Here is a 19415-nt window from a genome sequence, read left to right as displayed (position 1 = left end):
AGCGTGGAGAAAACAACGATGTTCAGTCTTGAAGGCAAAACGGCACTGGTAACGGGTGCTTCCGGCGGATTGGGGGCAGCGATTGCACGCGCGCTCCATGCGCAGGGCGCCGAGCTCGTTCTGTCCGGCACGCGTGAAGCGGCTTTGGTCGAGGTGGCGGCGACCCTTGGAGAACGAGTGCATGTCTGTGCCGCCAATCTGTCGAGCGCTGAAGAAGCGGATGCTCTTGTTGGCAAGGCCGAGGCCCTGCTGGGCAAGCCGCTGGATATTCTCGTCAATAACGCCGGTCTGACACGCGACGGTCTGATTATCCGCATGAAGGATGAGGATTGGTCACAGGTCATGACGGTGGATCTGGAATCGCCTTTCCGTCTCTGTCGTGCCGCGCTGAAGGGCATGCTGCGCCGCCGTAGCGGACGCGTGATCAATATCGCCTCGATCGTCGGTGTGACGGGAAATGGCGGTCAGGCCAATTACTCCGCCGCCAAGGCCGGAATGATCGGAATGACCAAATCCCTCGCTCAGGAAGTCGGCTCACGCGGTGTGACGGTCAACGTCATTGCGCCCGGTTTCGTGGAGACGGCCATGACGCTGTCCTGCCCGACGCGCAGCGCGAAAAGCTTCTCGGCTCCATTCCGCTCGGTCGTATGGGCAAGCCGGAAGACATCGCTTCAGCGGTTGTTTATCTTGCCTCTGAAGAGGCTGGATGGGTGACCGGGATGACCATGAACGTCAATGGCGGCATGGCAATGCCCTAAGGGCGCTTTGCCCTGAAAAACGCAAAGCTTGGCGTGTGGGGTAAAATCATGTTAAGCGCCCGCTGCTTCGTCCGAAGCGTGGGCGTCTAGGCCCGCCGGGGCCCGAACTTCGGTCCGCGATTCAGAGATCTGGCGGCAATCGTCGACTCTGGAGTAAAGACGGGGACCGTATGGGCGACCAGACGGATGGTAAACAGATTCGAACAGCCCGAATATCGGGCAGACAGGAAGCCAGAACAGATGAGCGAAATCGCCGATAAGGTTAAGAAAATCGTTGTTGAGCATCTCGGCGTTGAAGAGAGCAAGGTAACCCCTGACGCTTCCTTCATCGACGACCTCGGCGCAGACAGCCTCGACACCGTTGAGCTGGTCATGGCGTTCGAAGAAGCTTTCAGCGTTGAAATTCCTGAAGACGCCGCTGAGAAGATCGCAACCGTCAAGGATGCTATCGACTACATCGAAAAGCAGAAGGCCGCCTGATCCGGCTGCATCGGGCAATCTGGCCCGATGCATTGATCTTTCTCCGGCTCCCCTGTTGGCGGAGCCGGGAGTTACGACGAGATTTACAGCCGCTCCCTCATGGCAGCCCGCCGGGAGCTGGCCCTTATGACTGGAGCTTCGTCCGCCCATGATGGCAAACCTATCGGCAATGAAAGAAAGACGCGTCGTCGTCACCGGTATGGGGCTTGTCACGCCACTGGCGGTGGGCGTGGAACAGTCCTGGCAGCGTTTGATCGCCGGTCAGACCGGCATCGGTCGCATTTCCTGCTTCGATCCGAGTGATCTCCCTGCCCAGGTGGCGGGTGAGGTTCCGGAAGGTCCGACGGCAGAAGGCGGCCTGACGCTTGCAGACTGGGTCCCGACGAAGGACCAGAAGAAGATGGATCGTTTCATCCATCTCGGCATGGCGGCTGCCATTCAGGCCGTCGAGGATTCGGGCTGGAAGCCTGAAACCGAAGAAGAGCGTTGCGCCACCGGCGTGATGATCGGATCCGGGATCGGCGGTCTTCAGACCATTTATGAAGCGTCATTGACGGTTGCGAGCGGCAAGGCCCGTCGCCTGTCGCCCTTCTTCATTCCTTCGGCTCTGATCAACCTGATCTCAGGTCATGTTTCCATTCGCTACGGCTTCAAGGGCCCGAACCACTCTGCGGTGACGGCGTGTGCGACCGGTGTGCACGCGATCGGTGACGCGACACGCCTGATCATGCTCGGCGATGCCGATGTGATGGTTGCCGGTGGTGCCGAAGCAGCGGTCTGCTCGCTGGGTATCGCAGGGTTCTCCTCGGCTCGTGCGCTCTCCACCAGCTTCAACGACACACCCGAGAAAGCCTCGCGGCCTTGGGATCGCGACCGTGACGGCTTCGTTATGGGCGAAGGCTCCGGCATTGTCGTTCTTGAGGAATACGAGCATGCGAAGGCTCGTGGTGCCAAGATCTACGGCGAAATCATCGGGTATGGCCTTTCGGGAGACGCGCATCACATCACGGCTCCTGCAGAGGGGCATGAAGGTGCGTTCCGGGCCATGACCGCTGCCCTGCGTTCAGCCGGGATCACGCCCGCCGATATCGATTACGTCAACGCGCATGGCACGTCGACCATGGCCGATGACCTCGAACTCGATGCGGTTGAGCGCTTCTTCGGGAACGACGCGAAACGCGTGGCGATGTCGTCCACCAAATCGGCGACGGGTCATCTGCTCGGCGCCGCAGGTTCGGTCGAGGCAATGTTCTCGATGCTTGCCATTCGCGATAACGTCGCCCCGCCGACGCTCAATCTCGATAATCCCGCGCGCGAAAGCGTTATCGATCGCGTGGCTCATGAAGCCCAGCAGCGCAAGATCAATATCGCCCTGTCGAACAGCTTCGGTTTCGGTGGCACTAATGCCAGCCTGATCGTCAAGGGAATCTGATCGACAGGATCGGGGCATGAAGCGCTTTATTCTTGCCCTGATTCTGCTTTGCGCCTTCGCTGCAGCTGGGGCCGGTATCTCTTTCTGGCAGTTTGCCCACCGGCCCGGCCCGCTGGCCGCCTCCATCGATTATGTCGTGCCACGTGGCAGTACCGCTCGGATCTCGCATGATCTGGGCATTGCAAAGATCCTCCCTCAGGGAATTCTCGCAGAAAAGCAGTTTCAGCTCCTAACGAGACTGACGGCTTCTCAGGGCCTCCTCCATGCGGCGGAATTGCATTTTCCGGCGGAGTGTTCGCCTCTCGATGTTCTGGCGATCCTGCGTCATGGAGTGCCCGTCAGCCATCATTTGACCCTTGCCGAGGGTCTCACCGCCCGTCAGATGACGGAGATCCTCAATCAGAACCCTTTGCTGACTGGCCCGACACCGAAAATAGAGGAGGGGGCCATGCTGCCTCAGACCCTCTCTTTCGAACGGGGAGCACCTCGAGCCCAGATCGTTCATCGTCTTGAACATCTCATGGACGAGACGCTTGCGAGGGTTTGGGGAGAGCGGGAGCCGGACTCAGTTCTGAAATCCCCGAAAGAGATGCTGATCCTTGCTTCGATCGTCGAGCGCGAAACCGGCAATGATGTGGAGCGGCCCGAAGTGCTCGTGTCTTCCTCAATCGCCTCGCTCAAGGCATGAAGCTGCAATCCGATCCGACAGCAATTTACGATCTAAGCGACGGGGTGGGGATACTGGATCACAGTCTGACGCATGACGAGCTGCACAGGTCCAGCCCGCATAATACCTATGAGATTGACGGTTTGCCGCCGGGACCGATCTGCTCGCCCGGTCTGGCTTCGCTCAAGGCTGTCGCCCATCCTGCTGCGGGGAACATGCTCTATTTTGTGGCTGACGGCGCCGGCAGACACAAATTCACGCAGGATCTTCGAGAGCATAATCGAAGTGTAGCTGCGCTCAGAGCTCTCCGCTCTTCTCATTCCGCTCAGGCCGCCCCTATTGGCTCAGAGAAAAGCGGCCCGGCCTACCATAACCACTGATACGCTTAAGAGAGAGGGAAACCTGTCGCCTCCCTATTCGGCGCCTGAGGTTATCTGGGTGCGGAGAGCGACTCGCTTGTCACAGCGCCATGAGACTGACCTGTGAACGACTTGCTGCTGTCGTAATTCGAGGGATAGGGGCTGTTGCCGACAGAAGTATCGGCGCCTTGTGCGGCAGCTCCTGATGTCGCACCGACAGTGCTTCCCGTTGTCACGCCTTGCGAAGGGCTCCCCTGCTGCTGCACGACCTGCATCAGGACGCGGCGAAGTGGATCTGCGCCCGTATTATTGACCCGCATCGCGATGACGATATCTTCTGGGCCGACGGGCTGGTTGTAGAAAGCACGATTGCCCGAGCTGTCGACTGTGAGCTTGGAGCCGCCCAGAGCCGCTCCGGCAAAAAGACCAGAGGATTTTTGCAGGGCAAGAATATCCGTGTTCGACGCCCCTGCCGAACCGCTTTCGATCCCGCTTCCCATATTGGCGAACGAGGCAGAGGCGCCGGCAGCGAATTTGAACTGGCTATCCAGCAGAGCCTGAAGGCCACGATCCGACATCACGAAAAACATCAGTTCGGAGCTCTCGACACCGAGCTGCAATCCCATTGAGGCGGAGCTCAGCGTGTAGAATGCTGGATCGGACCACGATCCCCGGGCGTCACGCGAGAGAAGAAGACACCCTCCGCCAGCGCCGCCGAAGACGATCGACATGCGAAAGACCGAGGGGCAGACCATGACCGCGCGTGTTGGCAAGATAGCGCTGCGCGCGGGAACTCGGTGTTGTGCCCTGAAAAATATCCTGCACGGCGAGCGTCGCCCTATCGACGAGGGTCTGCTGCTTTGAACCAGCCTGAGCCGGGGAGACCGTCAGTGCAGACGCAAGACAGAGTGTCGAGATGAGCGTCGAGGCAGCAAGTCGGCGCGAAAGTGAAACCATGGATTAAGGGCCTCGTAGCTGGAACCATCAGGAGGGAAGACGTTCCGCTTCTGATGGATGATTATGGCGTGACAATGGTTATGAGGGCGTTACCTCACAGAGGCTGGTCGCCGAAGTCAGGTGAGAGACATGCCGGATGCCTCGGCAATCTGCTCGGCCACGCCGGGCGCTGCTGCCAGAATGCGGATACCGCCAGTGAGCCCCCCATCTTTGAGGAAGGGCGAGACGCGGGCACCGCTCTCTTCGATCATCACCAGGGCGGCCGCAACGTCCCAGAGATTGATGGCGATCTCAAGATACCCGTCGGAGCGTCCTGACGCGACATCAGCCAGTGCTAGAGCACCACAAGCGCCTGTGCGCGGAGCGATGCCGAGCTCCAGAAAGGCTTTGACGTAATGAGCATAGGTAGCTGGCGAGACCTTCGCACTCCAGCCCATCTCGACCATGGCACTTTTCGGGTCGGATACGGGGGAGGCCGTAAGTTTTTTGCCGTTCATCCAGGCACCGACGCCTCGTTGAGCTGTGTAGATTTCACCGAGGGCAGGGGCATTGATGACGCCGGCAACCGGGACGTCCCCATCCATCAATCCGAGGGAGACGCACCAGCGTTCGCGGCCGCGCGCGTAGTTGGATGTGCCATCGATTGGATCGATCACCCAGGTCAGGCCTCCCTCACGTTGACGCCCGCCTTCCTCTCCCATGAAGCCATCTTCAGGAAAGAGGGCTTCGATGCGTTTCGAGACAAGTGTCTCAACCGCCATGTCCGCTTCGGTCACATAATCCTGTAGGCCCTTGGTGGTTCCTACAGGCCCCCCCGGCGGCGGTCTCATGGTCATGGCCAAGGCGGCAGCGTCGGCGACGACGGCACGGGCAACTTCAAGGCGCTGGGCGATGAGGCGTTGATCGGTCATGGAGATCTTCCTTATTCGACGCGTCGAGCCGCTCGGAGGGATGCGGTCATGGCGGGATCTTCGAGTGCCATCAGGCGCAGAGCGGCAGTATGCCCGAAAAGCTGCACCAGGGTCTTCCGACGAGCCGCCGCCAGTTTGGCAAGCGGGCTTTCACGGATCATGGCACATTCAGGCACAATAGTTGAGGGTCCCTCTGTCACATGTGCGATGAAGAGCCCGCATTCTTCGGGGATCAGGTCTCGGGGAAAGTTCTGATCGACGGCAAAATACAGGCGGTCACACCACGCGCGATAGTCCGGCCATTTTCGGTCAGTCAGAAAATCGCGCACGCCCGACTTGATCTCGATGCAATGGAGCAGTCCATCCGGTGTCAGAGCCATAATGTCGCGCGCCGGCTTGCCGCAGGCAGGGAGAACTCATTGAGACAGGCCCAGTTCAGGCTGCGGGCCAGTCCGAGCACGGCTCGTCTGATGGCAAATTGCGTTTCCGGAAGGCCTAAAAGGGCGGTTTTTGCGGTGTCCAGGTCAGGATTTACCGGTTCGGGACTTTGCGGGTCACTCACTTGCCGTTACTCATCGCCAAAACACTATCCTCTGTATTCGGGAGAACCTTTTGCCTGCTCAACGCAATACATCGGACCGGGTTACGCGTGTCCTCATCTGGATGCGCCGTGAGAAGGCCCTGAGTTGCGCCGGAATGGGCGCAATACTGTTCATTCTGGGCGTGATCTGCGGTCATCTCGATGAACGTTTTCGGTTCGGGCTCGATGTTCTGACGCTGGCTGCTTTTGGCGCAGCAGCCTTGCTTGAGCGACATGCGGCGCCGCGTATGGTCTGGATCCTGCTGCTTGTCGCCTCAGTCTTTCTGGCCCAGATGGATTTTCGCCTTTCGGGCCATCTTACGCAGGCGCGGTCGGAGAATGCGTTCGAGGCGCGCTAGAATCTCGGCGCCGCGTCGATCGAAAGACGCGGCGTCGAAACGTGACAGCACCCGTTCCCGCCCGACATTTCCCATGGCAGCGAGACGCTCAGGCTGGCGCAGCAGATCGGCCAGGGCCAGAGCCAGCGCTTCCGGGTCCTTGGGGGGCACAATCCTCCCACAGGCATCCGTGATCGTATGGGGCAGTTCTCCAGCCTCGGACGCAATGACGGGGACCCCGCAAAGCAGCGCTTCATGGGCGGCAAGGCAGAGCCCCTCCCAATGCGAGGGCTGCACATAGATCTGCAGAGTGGAGAGAAACTCCTTGGGGTCGGCGTTATAGCCATCAAGGACGATCGGTAGCGAATCCCTTGTGATCATGGCTGCGAGGCGGTCGCGTTCCTCACCCTCGCCAGCAATGTGGATTTCGTATTCCGGGAGTCCGTCAATTTTTCCCAGAAAACGCACGGCATCGCAAAGCACGTCATAGCCCTTGACCGGGTGAAGCCGGCCGAGGCTGCCGATGCGGATCGGTCTGGCCTCTGACCAGGGGAGGGCCACAGGAAAGCTGTCGCTGGCGCGAAAGATGGGCCAGCAGGTCAGTTTTTTCGGTGTCAGGCCGAGCTTGCGCTCCGTTTCGAGTTCGACGCAGCTGGAGTCAGCAATCCAGAGGCATGACCTCCCCCGCATCAGACGCAGCAGGCGGGCATTGGCTGGCTTGAGGCGTGCGGAATGTTGCCAGCTGACGACAGGAAGACGCTGACGAAGGCCGACGAGCTGTCCGAGTAGCGTGGCCCGCGTCAGAGACGTCCAGATGAGGTCCGGTTTCTGTTCGGCGATCTCGCGATTGAGCCAGGCGAGAGCCGAGAGATGATCTTTGCGGTTTCCCTCGCGCACATGCACTGTCAGCCCCGCCTGAATCATCGGCTTGATCGCCCGGCCGTCGCGTCGGGCGAGGGCGAGCACGATCACCTCATGACCGTTCTCCCGCATCACCTGAGTGATGGCAGGAACAGGAAGGGCAGCCCCTCCACCTTCCACCGAGTTGATGACGTAGGCAATTTTCATGGATGCTGCGCCAGAAGGGTCTCTACCAGGGTCAGATCCGCTGGCTTGTCCACATCAACGGCGGCACGTCCGTTTTCGATCTCTACCAGTTTGACGGTGGCACCGGTCAATTTATGGATGCGAGCTGTCAGGGCCTCGCTCGACAGACGTTTGAAGAGCGCGCGTAAAAGAATACCAAAGCCCAGCGTGCGCGCCATCCTGAGAGGGTGTTTGCGGTCGCGCTCGAGGTTCTGCCAAAGGGTAACGATTGCTTTCGCCCTGGGTGAGCGAAGCAGGAAAAGATTGCAGCCCGAGAAAGCGAGATCGGCAAGCGGGATGTAAGTGCGTTTTGTGCCGGGTACGTCGCGCTCGATCACGCTGCGCGAGGCGATTCCGACGGCAAGATCACAACCGGCTGCCTCGGCGTCACGCACGAAGTCGATGATCCAGTCTGATTGCAGCAACGGATGATCGGCGGTTGTGATCAGAAGAGGCGTGCCAACTGCCTCGAGAGCAAGGGCGACGCTGCCACTTGGTCCTTTTGCTGTTGGCAGGCAGGAGAAAGACCGGTCGAGAGTATCGAGCGCTTCAGGAGTTTCGATACTGATATAGACCGGACCGATACCGGATGTCTGAGCGAGCGTCTCGAGGACGCGGTCGATCATCGGGCGTCCCGCGACAGGAAGTAGAGCCTTGTGAGCGACCCCACCGAGCACAGCAAGCGGATCCTGCGCGCCGTCGCGCGACCCGGCAAGAACCAGAGCGGGAAGGTTCACCGTGCGCGGCTGCCAGGTCTTGCGCCATCAGGGCGCTGCTTCGGAGGCGCACCCGTGCATTTCATGACCCAGGGATAGCGCTTTGCTTCTTCAAGATCGTAACCCAGATCGAACACATGCGCGCTTCGCACGCGTGCCCGCGCATCCTTGTAGAAGCTGCCAAAAAGACGGTCGGCAGCGTAGTTGGTGATGCCGTAATTGCCGTCTTCATCGTGGAAGTGATGCAGAACATGCAGCTGCTTGATCTTGGCAACCCAGGCCCAGCGCGGCTTGTAGGCCAGATGCTGGATGCAGTGAAAGAACTCGTAGATGCACGTCATGACCAGTCCGGTCGAGAGCGCCGTGAAGGCTGCGCTGGCGCCCCCGATCGCCCAGCCGATGGGCATGACGATGATCGCGATCGTCGGGAGCGTATTGAGCGGGGAGCCGAACAGCACATCAAGGAGATGCGGGTCCTGATGGTGGTCGAAATGGACGCGCTTCCAGAGAGAAGCCGTAAGCGGATTTCGGTACAGCCAGCGTCCGTGAAGAATGAAGCGGTGTATGGCGTACCAGGCGAAGGGGTAGACGAAGACCACGAGCCGATGGTGATGAGTGTCGGGACGACGGCCGGCTTCAGGGCAATTGCAAAGCCGGTGGCGATCATGAGCAGGGCAAAGTAGAGCAGGATCGTCGGGTAGGTAAGAAAAGCCATCCAGAGTTGGGGAAGACTCATCTTGCCGAGGTCGAAGCTTCTACCTGTACGGAGGGAGCCCTGGTTCTTCCAGGCATTCCGGAAGGCTTTCCAGAAGCCTTCGGATTGATCAGAATCTGGCACGCTCATCTCTCTTCCATTTTTACTATCCACGCCCCTCCGAGGAGGAATGCCAGAGCGGGGGGCGCCATGACGGCAATTAATGCGGGCAAGGTTCCAGCATTGCCCAGAGCCTGTATCAGGCCTTGGAGTATGATGAAACCAAAACCGGCAGCCAGCGTCGCGACAGGTAGCAGACTGCGTGCACCCGTGCGGGGGGGAATATAGATGACGGGCAGCGCAAGGAACAGCATCGCACAAAGCGAGATGGGAAGCGTGAACGGGGCAAAGAGCGCCATGCGATAAGTCGCTTTTGGCAGGCTCGATGCGGCGCCGTGATGCAAAATGGCCCGAAGAGACCAAAATGACAGCATGGGATAGCTTTGAGAGAGCTGAATGAGCGTATCGGGCGTCACACTTGCAGGGAGCAGCGTGACGTTGCCAGATGCTCGATCTCGACCCGGTTGCTTTTGAGGGCGAGGCTACGGACTTCTTTAGCCTGCCATCCTTTCGCAGGGTCGTAGATCAGCTCGGGTGCGGTATCAGCTGCGACGAGATCGCCTCCGGGAACACGATGATACAGGGACAATTTCGAAATGCGTCGTCCCCCATCGCTGAAGCTGTCGATATGCACGACATTGCCAGCGGCATGGAACCAGAACCCGTCACCCTTTTCCGCCGAGTGCGGATCGGTGGCGTTCCACCATCTGGCCAGGGCGAGCTCGGTGCGTGGCGCCACAAACTCTTGGGTCGCGATGCCGGCGAGACTGATGAACCCGATAGAGGGCAGCAACAGGACCAGCAGACGCCGTGTTGAAAGACCTGCTGCGCGCAGACTGGCGATCTCGCTGCTGAGTGTCATCTGCATCAGCAGGAAGAGGGCGCCGATCAGTGTGCTGAGCGGAAGAGTCTGAACAATCAGGCTGGGAAGACGCAGACACGCGTATCGCACGATACCCAGAGCGCCAAGATGACGCTCCAGGATCGGGGTCGTCATTTCCAGAAGTCCGAGGATCTCGAGCATCGATACAAGTATTGCGCCGCATATCAGGGCACGGCTCAGAAAGGATCGTGTGAGATAGCCTCGCAGGACCGACTGCCTCGTCATGGCTTGTGTCATGACGCTTGTGCCGGTCTGTTGAGGGGGATCGCTTTGCGACGCCGCCAGGAACCACGCGAGCGTCTGAAAATTGACCCGAGGCAGAGAGAGCAGAAGAGGATTTCAGGCAGCCAGATGGCGTAAAATCCCTTCATGCGTCCTGTTGCGATGAGACCATGGCCGAATTGAAGTGTGTGATCGAAGCCGATCAGAATGATGGCGAGGGCGATCAGTCCGATGATCGGCCGCCGTCTCTTGGCACCAATTGCGAGCGCAACGGCCAGGGGTGGGATAAACGGGATGGCCAGTGCGCGCGCCAGGCGAAAATCGAGCTCTGCCCTGAGACTCGATCGGGTGATCATATGGTCGTTATGCTCCGTATCTGACTGATGCGATGCATCGAGCCGGGTCGCCAGTTCGACGAGGGTCAGCTCGCGCTCATCGATCCCTCTCGTTCGAAAGGCGGCAGTGTCGTGGCTCTGATCGAAAGATCTCATGCTGTGGGAAAAGCGCGTCTGGGTCGCCTTGTGACTGTCGTCACGCGGATCATACACGATCAGTCCGTCCCACAGATCGAGCCGCGTCTGCTTCAGAGAGGGAACGGATGTGACGAGTCCGCGATGTGCGGTGATGATCCTGACCGCCCCATTGGGTTCGCGCTGCCGAATGAAAACTTCATGGAGCACCGTGCCGTTGCGGCTGACCCGATCGGCGGTAAGCATCGAGTCTCCGGATGTTGTGGCGAACATGCCCGCCTGAAGATGCGGAGCCCAGCCGGAATGCGCTGCATAATAGAACCCGGAGCGGAAATCGTACCGCGCGACGGGCTGGATGTAGCCGTAGAGGAGGATACTGCCAAAGCCTAGGAGCACGCCGGACCACATATAAGGCCGTGCTATTCGCATGAGCGAGACACCGCTCGCCATGAGAGCGTCGATTTCGTTGTTATCGCTCATTCTTCGGATGATCAGGAACACGCTGACGCATAGGGCTGCGGGTAGAGCAAGGCCGAGATAATGAGGCAGCAAATCCGTCAACAGGGAGACGAGCGTCGCAATCGAGCTGCCTTCCGCGGCAAGGTCGTCGAACAGGACGAGCAGGCGCTCCAGCAACAGGGCGGCGAGCACGGCGCCGAGAGAGACGAAGAACGGGGGAAGCAACTGGGCGAGTAGATAGCGATCGAGGGTCGGAAAATGCGGAAGACGCATCAGCTTTGTCCGTCGCGCACAAGCCAACGCCGATGGCGGCTGCAACGCCACCCCTGTTCCTGTGTAAACTGCCGCGTTTTCAGGTCGATCTCCCATCCCGAGTTCTCACGAGTGATCGCGATCCGGTTCCAGCCACTCTGGCGCCAGGGTCGGGAAGACTGCAAGGAAGCTGATGGCACGCCAATAAGCGGGATGGAACTGCCCGGCACAGTCGAGAGCGTGGCATCATGAGAGTGTCCGTGTAGCACCATGCGGCGCCATGCCGAACGATAATCGCGGCGACTTCTTTCAGGTCGAGGAGGGATTTTCGCCAGGGAACGAGTCCTGACCGGGGAGGGTGATGGATCATGATCACCCGCGCGTGGTCGCGGGTTGCGTCGAGAATTTCTTCCAGACAGTCTCGTTGGGCTTTCCCCACGCGGCCACAGGCCATGAAGGGCGGCGTCGGGATGGCGCTGTTGACTCCGATAAATGCGAGACCGCGCTCTGTCCGACAGTAAGGGAACGACGTGTCTCTCCGGCCCTCCATCCAGTGCGCCCAGTGGGCACCGGTCTCAGCCCAGGACTCGCGGACCATGGCATCGTGGTTGCCCGGAACGACCAGACAGGGGCGGGTCAGGGTTGCGAGCCAGGATTTTGCATTTGCAAATTCTGCGGGCAGACCGAAATTGGTGAGATCGCCGGTATTGAGGATCAGATCCGGCCCGTCCTGAGCAATATCCTCCCGTACCGCATCGGCAAGCGCAGGGAGATGATGATGAACGCGGTGACGCTTCCAGGAAGCGACGCTGAGGCTCGCTTGTTCAGGAAATGCCGCCACGAAGGTAAGGGCGAAGGGAGAGCAAGATGCACGTCGGAAAGATGGGCGAGAACCACCGGCGCGGTGTCGGTCAGGGTCATTTACCTCTCTCTTCCTTACGGCAAACTCGGAGACCTCATGGGCAAAATCCAAAAATGACCAATCGGTTTCTGGTCCCGCTGCCTAAGTCATGCTATGGCGCCGCGCAAGGCGGACCCCGGATGTTCCGTCGGGCTTAAGGGATAACCGTAACATAAATGATACTGCCGTGCGCCTAGCCTTGATCCATAACCCGCGTAGTCGCAGAAACCGACGGGATGGTAAAAAATTCGCACGTCAGGCGAGCCAACTGCTTGGTGACGGGTTTCTGGTCCCTTCGTCGCATGACGAAATGCAGGAGATGGTGGCCGAGCTTGCGCGACGTGACGTGCGAGTCATTGCCGTCAATGGCGGGGATGGCACGGTAAGTGACGTGATGACGGCAATCGCCCGTACTTATCCGGCAGATGCGCTTCCCGATATCGCCATTTTCCCGTCTGGAAATACCAATCTGATTGCTCAGGATCTCGGTTTCTCGCGCCGTGGAACCGAGGCTTTGCAGCAATTGGCGCGTAATAGCGAGATCCTGCCACGTACGCGCCGACGGCCGCTGAAAGTCAGCTGGCCAGATGGTGGGCATGAGACGCGTCTGGGCATGTTTCAAGGCAGCTCAGGCTATGCGCGGGCAATTGCCATAGCGCATTCTCCTCATGTCTTGCGCTATGCACCCCATAATCTTGCCGTGGCGGCAACATTGATCGGCGCTTTCGGGAGCCTGCTCTGGCGTCGTCAGCGAGAGACCTGGCTGGCAGGCGACGAACTCACGCTGGAGACCGATGGCGTAACCGTGGTCGATGGCCGCAGCTTTATGTTCCTCTCGACGGCCTTGCTGAAGCTCAATCTTGGTAGCTGGCCGTTCTGGAACACGGGCAAGGCAAAAGACGTCGGATTGCATTATCTGCATGTTGCCGATCATCCGGAGCGTCTGTTGCAGGCGACATGGGCGTTGCTCCGTGGCCGTGCTCCAGCCTGGATACGAGAGAGCACCACTTACACGAGTGGCCGTGCGCAGAGTATTTTGCTTACATGCAAGGGCGACTTCGTACTCGATGGTGAGTGTTTTTCACCTGGTTCGAGCCATCGTGTTCTTCTTTCGGAAGGGCCGGAATTTGGGTTCATTCATGATTGAGGCGGAGCAACGGCTCGATGGCCTGCTGATCTCGGAACTGACCACACCGATCGATCATCGCCTCCATGTGCTGGTTGCGAAGATCATTGAGGGGGGAAAGCCTCTCGCGGTGCTGTTCTACGGTTCCGGGCTGCGGCAGTTCGACCCTGAAGGTCTCTTCGATTTCTACATTGTTCTCGACACGCTCTCAGACTGGCGCGGCCCGGCCTTGCTGAGGCTGGGCAATCGTCTTCTTCCCCCGAATGTTTACTACGTTGAGGAAGAGGTCGAAGGGCAAACTCTGCGCGCCAAAATCGCCGTGCTGACACTTGCGCAATTCAGAGCGGCTGCATCCCCTCGCTCGAACGATACAACGTTGTGGGCAAGATTTTGCCAGCCGGTGCGACTTGTCTGGGTGCGTGACCCAGGCGCAGCTGATTCCTGTCTGGAAGTCATCCGGCGTTGTGTCGTGACCGCAGCGGGCTGGGCTGCACGTCTGGAAAACGGAGCCCACACGCCTGACGAGTGGTGGCAGGCGTTGTTTCGGCGGACCTATCGCGCCGAATTGCGTGTCGAGCGATCGGGGCGTGGTTCTGTGATTATGCAAGGTCAGGAGGCGCGCTATGCCGCCTTGACGGCGGATGCCTGGCTGAGTGCCGGTCTTGTCTTTACCGAGACCGAGGGACTGCTTGCGCCGCGATTGAGCGAGAGACAGCGTTCAAGGGCGCAGAAACGCTGGGATCGCATGGCGCGACAGGGGCGGTGGCGTAATATTGCCCGTCTCATCAAGGCCTCGTTCACCTTCCGCGACGGCGCGCGCTACCTTGCCTGGAAAATCGAGCGTCATAGCGGTTTTTCTCTCCATCTTTCCGCCTTTGAGGCGCGTCACCCGCTTATATGCCTGCCCGTTCTCCTCTGGCGGGCACGGGTCATTTTCCTGCGCGGCATGCGACGCTAACGGGTCACGGATCAGAGGGTACGAAACAAAAAAGGCGACAGGTTTGCAGACCTGTCGCCTTTTTTATTGGATTGCCTCGGTGACTTTAGCCGAGGATTTCCTGTTTGGCCTGAGCGAAGACTGCAAGTGTTTTGTCTATTTCTTCTGATGTATGCACAGCCATTACAGAGCAGCGCAAAAGGGGGCGCTGGTCCGGCGTCGCCGGGGGCAGAGACAGGTTTACATAGACCCCGAGATCGAGCAGTCGGTTCCAAAATGCGAGGGCCTGCTCGATGGTTTCGAGCGTGACGGCCACGACAGGGCTCACATGAGCACTGGTGTTCAGGCCGAGGGCATGGAGTCCACGATTGAGCTGCTCGGCATTGGCGTAGAGCTGCTTGCGCAGTTCAGGGCGGGCCTGCATCTCATCGAGCGCCGCAAGGGTCGATGCGATAATCTCGGGCGGCAGTGAGGCGGTGAACATATAGGGCCGCGAGCACAGGCGGATCAGTTCGAGCCCGTCGAGATTGGAGACGCAGTAACCGCCGACTGTCCCCAGGCTCTTCGAGAACGTGCCGACGACAAAATCGACGTCTTCTTCACAGCCGTCACGCTCGGCAACGCCGCGGCCATTCTCGCCGAGGACACCGAAGGAATGTGCTTCGTCCGCAAGGAGATAGGCGCCGTGCTTTTTTTTGACTTCAGCAAATTCGCGCATGGGAGCGACGTTGCCGGTCATGGAATAGATCCCCTCGACGACAACCAGCTTGGCACCCTGATGATCCTTCAGCCGCGAAAGACGGCGATCGAGATCGGCAGGGTCGTTATGACGAAAGCGGATGACCTGAGCGTAGCCCAGACGGCTCGCGTCATAGATGCTGGCATGACTGTCTGCATCGAGAAGGAGGACGTCATCCTTGCCCGCTAGCGCAGAAATGGCGCCGAGATTGGCCTGATACCCGGTCGAGAAGATCATGCAGTGGCGGCGGCGGAAGACTTCAGCCAGGCGCGCTTCCAGACGGCGATGAAGCGAATAGGTGCCATTGGCGATACGCGAACCGGTCGTGCCGACACCCTCGCGACGCACGGTCTCGATGGCAGCCTCAGCAGCGGCTGTCGACTGGCTCAACCCGAGATAGTTGTTGGTGCCGAAGAGCAGGGTCTCGCGTCCCTCGATAAGACCGACCGTTGCCGAAACGGGGTAATCGATCACGACCCCGAAAGGGTTGCGAGGCGAGTGGGCGGTCAGACCAGCAGCCGCTGTCTTGAGCCCCGCATATTTAGCAAAGATATCGGTCACGAGGTGTGACCATCCGCCTTGAGTGCGGCAAGACAAACAGCAAGGTCACTGATCGTCCGGATATCGGCGAGTCTGTCGAGAGGCACGGAGACGTCGAGTTCGTCTTCAATCTCCATCACGAAATTCATGACTGCCAGGGAGTCGAAAGCCAGATCTTCCACAATCTTGCTATCGCCCGTGATGTCGCGGGGGACTTTCGGATTGGCGAGCAGCTTTTCGATAATCATCGAGGTGATGGAGGCGACCGTATCGGTCATTGCTGGGTCTCCGAGACAATGTATTCAGGCGCAGAACGCCATCTGATAGGGACTTATGCGACAGCGCGTTCCTTATGACCAGACCGCGCTGTCGGGGGTTTTCCGAACCGGCAACTCCTTTTTCAGGAGCGGGTCAGGCCGCCCTGTGATCCGATGAAGCTTCAAACTGACCCGCAAGAAGCATGGCCTTCGCCCTCGCGCGTGTCAGTTTGCCAGAAGAGGTTTGTGGCAAGGTGTGAGGCGGCACCAGAATGACATCGACGTCAACGCCATGCTGACGGCGGAAAAGACCCATGGTCTCGTCGCGCAGCGTGGCTCGGTCGTCCTCATTCGTCGCACGGCACTGGACCAGAGCCACAACGCGTTCGCCCGCTTCTTCCTCAACGGCAAACACAGCCACGTCACGTGAACGAAGCGAGGCAATTTCGTGCTCAGCGGACCATTCGAGATCCTGGGGCCAGATGTTGCGACCGTTGATGATGATGAGGTCTTTCGCGCGGCCCGTGATGACGACCTGACCGTCAAGCATGTAGCCAAGGTCGCCGGTATTCAGCCAACCCTGCTCGTCGAGTACCTCTGCTGTCTCGCTATCGCGCCCAAAATACCCGCGCATCAGGCTGGGGCCGCGGACATAAACCATGCCGACATGGCGGTTGGCTTTCAAAGCGCCTTCGGCGTCCCGTACCTGCACGTCGTGTTCTGGCAGGGCCACGCCGCAGAGGACGAATGTGCGCAGAGCCTGCGAGGGATCGTTGGAGGGGTGGGCAACCCCCTCCTTCTCGAGGGCCCGTAGATCGATCGTGTCCGTCACGATTCCCGTGTCGAGAGGGGCAAAGCTGATGGCGAGTGTGGCTTCAGCCATGCCGTAACTCGCGACAAAAGCGCGTCGGTCAAACCCATTGGCCGCGAAGCGCTCAGAAAAGGCTTCGAGAATATGGTGGCGGATCATATCTCCGCCGATACCAGCGATGCGCCAATGAGAGAGGTCGAGGTCGCCAGCGATCGGACGGCGTGCGCAGAGCTCATAGCCGAAAGAGGGGCTGTAAGCGATTGTTCCGCGGTTTCGGCTGATCAGGTCAAGCCAGACATGAGGACGTCGCGCAAATTCTCGGGTCGGCAGCAGATCGACCGTCAACTGGCAGGTCAACGGCGTCAGGAAGAACCCGACAAGCCCCATGTCATGATAGAGCGGCAGCCAGGAGACACAACGATCTCCCGTTTCTCTGACCTTCAGTCCATCTCGCGCGATCGCGCGGGCATTGGCCATGCCAGCCGCCTGTGTAACGGCAACACCCATCGGGAAACGTGTGCTTCCGGACGAGAACTGAAGATAGGAAAGATCGTCAGGACTGATAACCGGAAGCGTCTGATCGCCTGGGGAGATCGCCAGAAGCTCGGCTGGAGAGCCGCCGAATGCGAGATCCAGCCCTTCGACGATTTCAGCCGTCCAGGAACCGATCAGCTCAGGAACGATCACGGCGCGGGCGCCAGACGCCTCAATCATGCCGCGAAGTGTCCCGGTGTAAGCTTCACGTCCGCCGAACGCGATCGGGAGGGGCAGGGGAGCTGGGACTAGACCCGCGTACTGGCATCCAAAAAAGATGCGCGCAAAGTCTCCGTCGCTTTCGGCGACGATTGCAACGCGATCCCCCACTTTAAGTCCGGCGGAGAGGAGGCGATGTGCGGTGTCCAGTGCCTGCGTACGCAGAACGGCGTAAGGAAGAGCCTCGAGAAGCTGTCCGCGGCCGTTATAGATGTTGAACCCCGCCGTTCCCTCAGCCGCATAATCGAGGGCAGCACTGAACGTCGGGAAGTCGCCATGGCGGCGCTTCTGGTTCGATGCTGTTGGAACAGGCGTTTCGTGAGGCGTCATAGTGATGAGTCTGCTCTGCTTTTCGATCTGGCAGGGTGGGGAAACCGGAGCAATCCCGAGCTGATCCCTGCGTATGGGTTTAGGCGGCGCTACGAAGATAATCGACGATCGCATCGGCTGCTCCTGGTGCAGTCGGGCCGTCATCGCTGAATTCGAAGGTCTCTAGTATATATTGGCGCTGCGCCTCAAGAAAATCGTCATGTTTTGTTACGGCGGTCTCGAGCACCTGCGTCAAGGCGTCGGGATTGTCGATCACCTGACCGAGGTTCCAGAAGTGGTAATTCCGGTCTGATTCCCACGTAACATGGTGCGCATTGAGGAACACGCAAGGCCGGGGGCGCACGAGGAACTCGGCAACCTGAGAGCTGACATCTCCCAGATAGAGATCCGCAGCCATGGTGTAAGTCATGTCTATGCTGCGAGGGCTGCCCGGATCGATCAGGATGTGGTCGAGATGAGCAAAGCGCCTGACAAGTTGCTCGCCCTCAACGCGGTGCTTGTCGAAGAGCCGATAATGTGGAGCGAAGATGAGGTTGTATCTGTCCTGATTAGCAAAATACTGAAGAACCTGTTCGCCCATCAAAGGCCAGGATGACAGTTTGGACGAAAAATGGGGATTATAGAGGACGATGGGTCGGTCGTTGTCGAAGAGTGCGGACCGTGTACGCGTCATACGCCTGACAATGTCGAATTTAGCATAGGAGCCCCGGTAATAACGGCCGGGACTGATCGCCCCTTGAGAGAGAAGACGCTCTTCGATCTTTTTGCCCGAGAGGAGGACGAAATCGAATTCCTTGACGTCGCGAGCAAAGCCGATCGCACGATCCCCTGCGCCATGGCGCGTCCAGATCAGTCTTGGCTTGTGGATACCCATGCGGCGTAAATAAAGAGACGTTCTTTCCGGAACGACGATCGCTTCAAAGCGCGAGAAATAATCGCGATTGAAGAACAGGCTTGCCAGTTTACCAAGAACGCCCGGCCCCGAGTGCTCGATACGACGACGTAGAATCTCTGGCATTTTGAGCAGATCGAAGCGTGCTCTGGCCTGAGGGTAGAGGGCGCTCAGAGTCTTTGCGTAATCGAGATGGGCTTCAGTCGTGCAGGCGACATGAACCTCCGTATCGGTGTGACGCGAAGCAATTTCCATGGCGATAGGCAATGAATGCAGGGTCTGATGCGGCTGCGCGATGTAAGGAAAAGCTATCTTCATCATGATCTAGGATCAGCCATCCGTCTGCTGCGTGGTAACGGAATGCGTCACCAGGAATGTGTTCACGTCCTTTGCCTCGTCTCTCTCAGTGTCACCCAATCGAACTATGTAGGGCGATCAACGCAATTGAGTAATCTCGAATCCTGGCGCCGTTTTTTGTGCTTTATCCTTGAAGATACAAGGGAGCGCGTCGGAAACGTGATGAATGGTGGGCTAAATTTTTTGCAATCGAATCCACTTCTGCAGTGTTCTACAATGATGACTGCCGCCACTTTCACGGAACATTCAGGCATTAATGTGGTCACGGCTCCGTGACACGCGCAGGCGATGCCTGAATTGGTCACTTCCAGTGCACGCCGACAACACACGATTTATGACACTTCTTTGCAGGCCTGATCCTGCTGAGTGAAAAAAGACATCCTTCTGT

Annotated in this window: 16 protein-coding genes and 5 pseudogenes; 7 read left to right on the top strand and 14 right to left on the bottom strand. The window is 59.0% G+C overall.

Translation table 11 applies throughout. From position 1 onward, the window contains the following. Positions 1-18 precede the first annotated feature (18 nt). The 4 genes and pseudogenes from fabG (at position 19) to mltG (ending at position 3717) form a co-directional block, all read left to right on the top strand. Positions 19-758, top strand: a pseudogene (gene fabG, locus JCM15831_RS17950) (3-oxoacyl-[acyl-carrier-protein] reductase). Positions 759-998: 240 nt separating this feature from the next. Continuing rightward, a complete protein-coding gene (locus tag JCM15831_RS21025; RefSeq protein ID WP_023978090.1) occupies positions 999-1238 on the top strand; it encodes an acyl carrier protein in 240 nt (79 codons plus the stop codon). A gap of 169 nt (positions 1239-1407) precedes the next feature. Continuing rightward, the gene (fabF, locus tag JCM15831_RS09235; protein ID WP_373277630.1) at positions 1408-2670 is read left to right on the top strand and encodes a beta-ketoacyl-ACP synthase II; all 1263 of its coding nucleotides are present in this window, start codon (positions 1408-1410) and stop codon (positions 2668-2670) included. Positions 2671-2686: 16 nt separating this feature from the next. Then, positions 2687-3717 (top strand): annotated as a pseudogene (mltG, locus tag JCM15831_RS17945) (endolytic transglycosylase MltG). A gap of 50 nt (positions 3718-3767) precedes the next feature. On the opposite strand, the pseudogene JCM15831_RS17940 reads toward mltG, so the two are convergent. The 3 genes and pseudogenes from JCM15831_RS17940 to JCM15831_RS17935 all read right to left on the bottom strand — a co-directional run bounded on the left by JCM15831_RS17940 (position 3768) and on the right by JCM15831_RS17935 (position 6024). Beyond that, positions 3768-4653, bottom strand: a pseudogene (locus JCM15831_RS17940) (lipid-binding SYLF domain-containing protein). 116 nt (positions 4654-4769) lie between these two features. Further along, positions 4770-5564, bottom strand: a complete 795-nt coding sequence (locus JCM15831_RS09220) for an inositol monophosphatase family protein (protein ID WP_025824053.1) — start codon at positions 5562-5564, stop codon at positions 4770-4772. A gap of 11 nt (positions 5565-5575) precedes the next feature. After that, positions 5576-6024 (bottom strand): annotated as a pseudogene (locus JCM15831_RS17935) (MmcB family DNA repair protein). 152 nt (positions 6025-6176) lie between these two features. Between JCM15831_RS17935 and JCM15831_RS21495 the strand changes: the two are divergent. After that, positions 6177-6503, top strand: a complete 327-nt coding sequence (locus JCM15831_RS21495) for a hypothetical protein (protein WP_156938810.1) — start codon at positions 6177-6179, stop codon at positions 6501-6503. Here the strand turns inward: JCM15831_RS21495 and JCM15831_RS09205 are convergent. The 7 genes and pseudogenes from JCM15831_RS09205 to JCM15831_RS21020 all read right to left on the bottom strand — a co-directional run bounded on the left by JCM15831_RS09205 (position 6420) and on the right by JCM15831_RS21020 (position 12225). Next, positions 6420-7550 carry a glycosyltransferase family 4 protein gene (locus JCM15831_RS09205; RefSeq protein ID WP_025824051.1) on the bottom strand — a complete coding sequence of 377 codons (1131 nt, stop codon included), beginning with the start codon at positions 7548-7550 and terminating at the stop codon, positions 6420-6422. The genes JCM15831_RS21495 and JCM15831_RS09205 overlap by 84 nt on opposite strands. Beyond that, positions 7547-8305, bottom strand: a complete 759-nt coding sequence (locus tag JCM15831_RS09200) for a nucleotidyltransferase family protein (RefSeq protein ID WP_025824050.1) — start codon at positions 8303-8305, stop codon at positions 7547-7549. The genes JCM15831_RS09205 and JCM15831_RS09200 overlap by 4 nt, the downstream gene beginning before the upstream one ends. Next, positions 8302-9020 (bottom strand): annotated as a pseudogene (locus JCM15831_RS17930) (sterol desaturase family protein). Before JCM15831_RS17930 ends, JCM15831_RS09200 begins: the two are co-directional and overlap by 4 nt. A 104-nt stretch (positions 9021-9124) precedes the next feature. After that, on the bottom strand, positions 9125-9472 hold the full coding sequence (locus JCM15831_RS23360) for an LptF/LptG family permease (protein WP_156938809.1): 348 nt from the start codon (positions 9470-9472) through the stop codon (positions 9125-9127). A 38-nt stretch (positions 9473-9510) separates the two neighbouring features. Continuing rightward, positions 9511-10218 (bottom strand): LptF/LptG family permease, encoded by a 708-nt coding sequence (locus JCM15831_RS23355; protein WP_051528420.1) that lies wholly within the window; start codon positions 10216-10218, stop codon positions 9511-9513. Continuing rightward, entirely contained in the window at positions 10215-11405 is a 1191-nt protein-coding gene (locus JCM15831_RS09185) for an LptF/LptG family permease (protein ID WP_051528441.1), read from the bottom strand. The genes JCM15831_RS23355 and JCM15831_RS09185 overlap by 4 nt, the downstream gene beginning before the upstream one ends. 79 nt (positions 11406-11484) lie before the next feature. Beyond that, a complete protein-coding gene (locus tag JCM15831_RS21020) occupies positions 11485-12225 on the bottom strand; it encodes a metallophosphoesterase family protein (protein ID WP_198024289.1) in 741 nt (246 codons plus the stop codon). Positions 12226-12472: 247 nt separating this feature from the next. Between JCM15831_RS21020 and JCM15831_RS09175 the strand changes: the two genes are divergently transcribed. Together JCM15831_RS09175 and JCM15831_RS09170 are read left to right on the top strand one after the other, a co-directional pair. Next, positions 12473-13432: a diacylglycerol/lipid kinase family protein gene (locus JCM15831_RS09175; protein ID WP_025824047.1), complete on the top strand. Its 960-nt coding sequence runs from the start codon at positions 12473-12475 to the stop codon at positions 13430-13432. Continuing rightward, a complete protein-coding gene (locus JCM15831_RS09170; RefSeq protein ID WP_025824046.1) occupies positions 13425-14369 on the top strand; it encodes a hypothetical protein in 945 nt (314 codons plus the stop codon). The genes JCM15831_RS09175 and JCM15831_RS09170 overlap by 8 nt, the downstream gene beginning before the upstream one ends. 85 nt (positions 14370-14454) lie before the next feature. Here the strand turns inward: JCM15831_RS09170 and spt are convergent, their stop codons facing one another. The 4 genes from spt to JCM15831_RS09150 form a co-directional block, all read right to left on the bottom strand. Next, positions 14455-15648, bottom strand: a complete 1194-nt coding sequence (gene spt, locus JCM15831_RS09165; RefSeq protein WP_025824045.1) for a serine palmitoyltransferase — start codon at positions 15646-15648, stop codon at positions 14455-14457. Next, entirely contained in the window at positions 15645-15905 is a 261-nt protein-coding gene (locus JCM15831_RS09160; RefSeq protein WP_025824044.1) for an acyl carrier protein, read from the bottom strand. The genes spt and JCM15831_RS09160 overlap by 4 nt, the downstream gene beginning before the upstream one ends. A 133-nt stretch (positions 15906-16038) precedes the next feature. Continuing rightward, positions 16039-17778: a fatty acyl-AMP ligase gene (locus tag JCM15831_RS09155; RefSeq protein WP_025824043.1), complete on the bottom strand. Its 1740-nt coding sequence runs from the start codon at positions 17776-17778 to the stop codon at positions 16039-16041. Positions 17779-17857: 79 nt separating this feature from the next. Next, a complete protein-coding gene (locus JCM15831_RS09150) occupies positions 17858-18988 on the bottom strand; it encodes a CDP-glycerol glycerophosphotransferase family protein (protein ID WP_025824042.1) in 1131 nt (376 codons plus the stop codon). Positions 18989-19415: the final 427 nt, after the last annotated feature.

Source organism: Asaia astilbis JCM 15831, assembly GCF_000613845.1.
Taxonomy (GTDB): domain Bacteria; phylum Pseudomonadota; class Alphaproteobacteria; order Acetobacterales; family Acetobacteraceae; genus Asaia; species Asaia astilbis.
The sequence above is the reverse complement of the archived record's forward strand: the minus strand, read 5'-3'. Positions and strand labels throughout refer to the sequence as shown.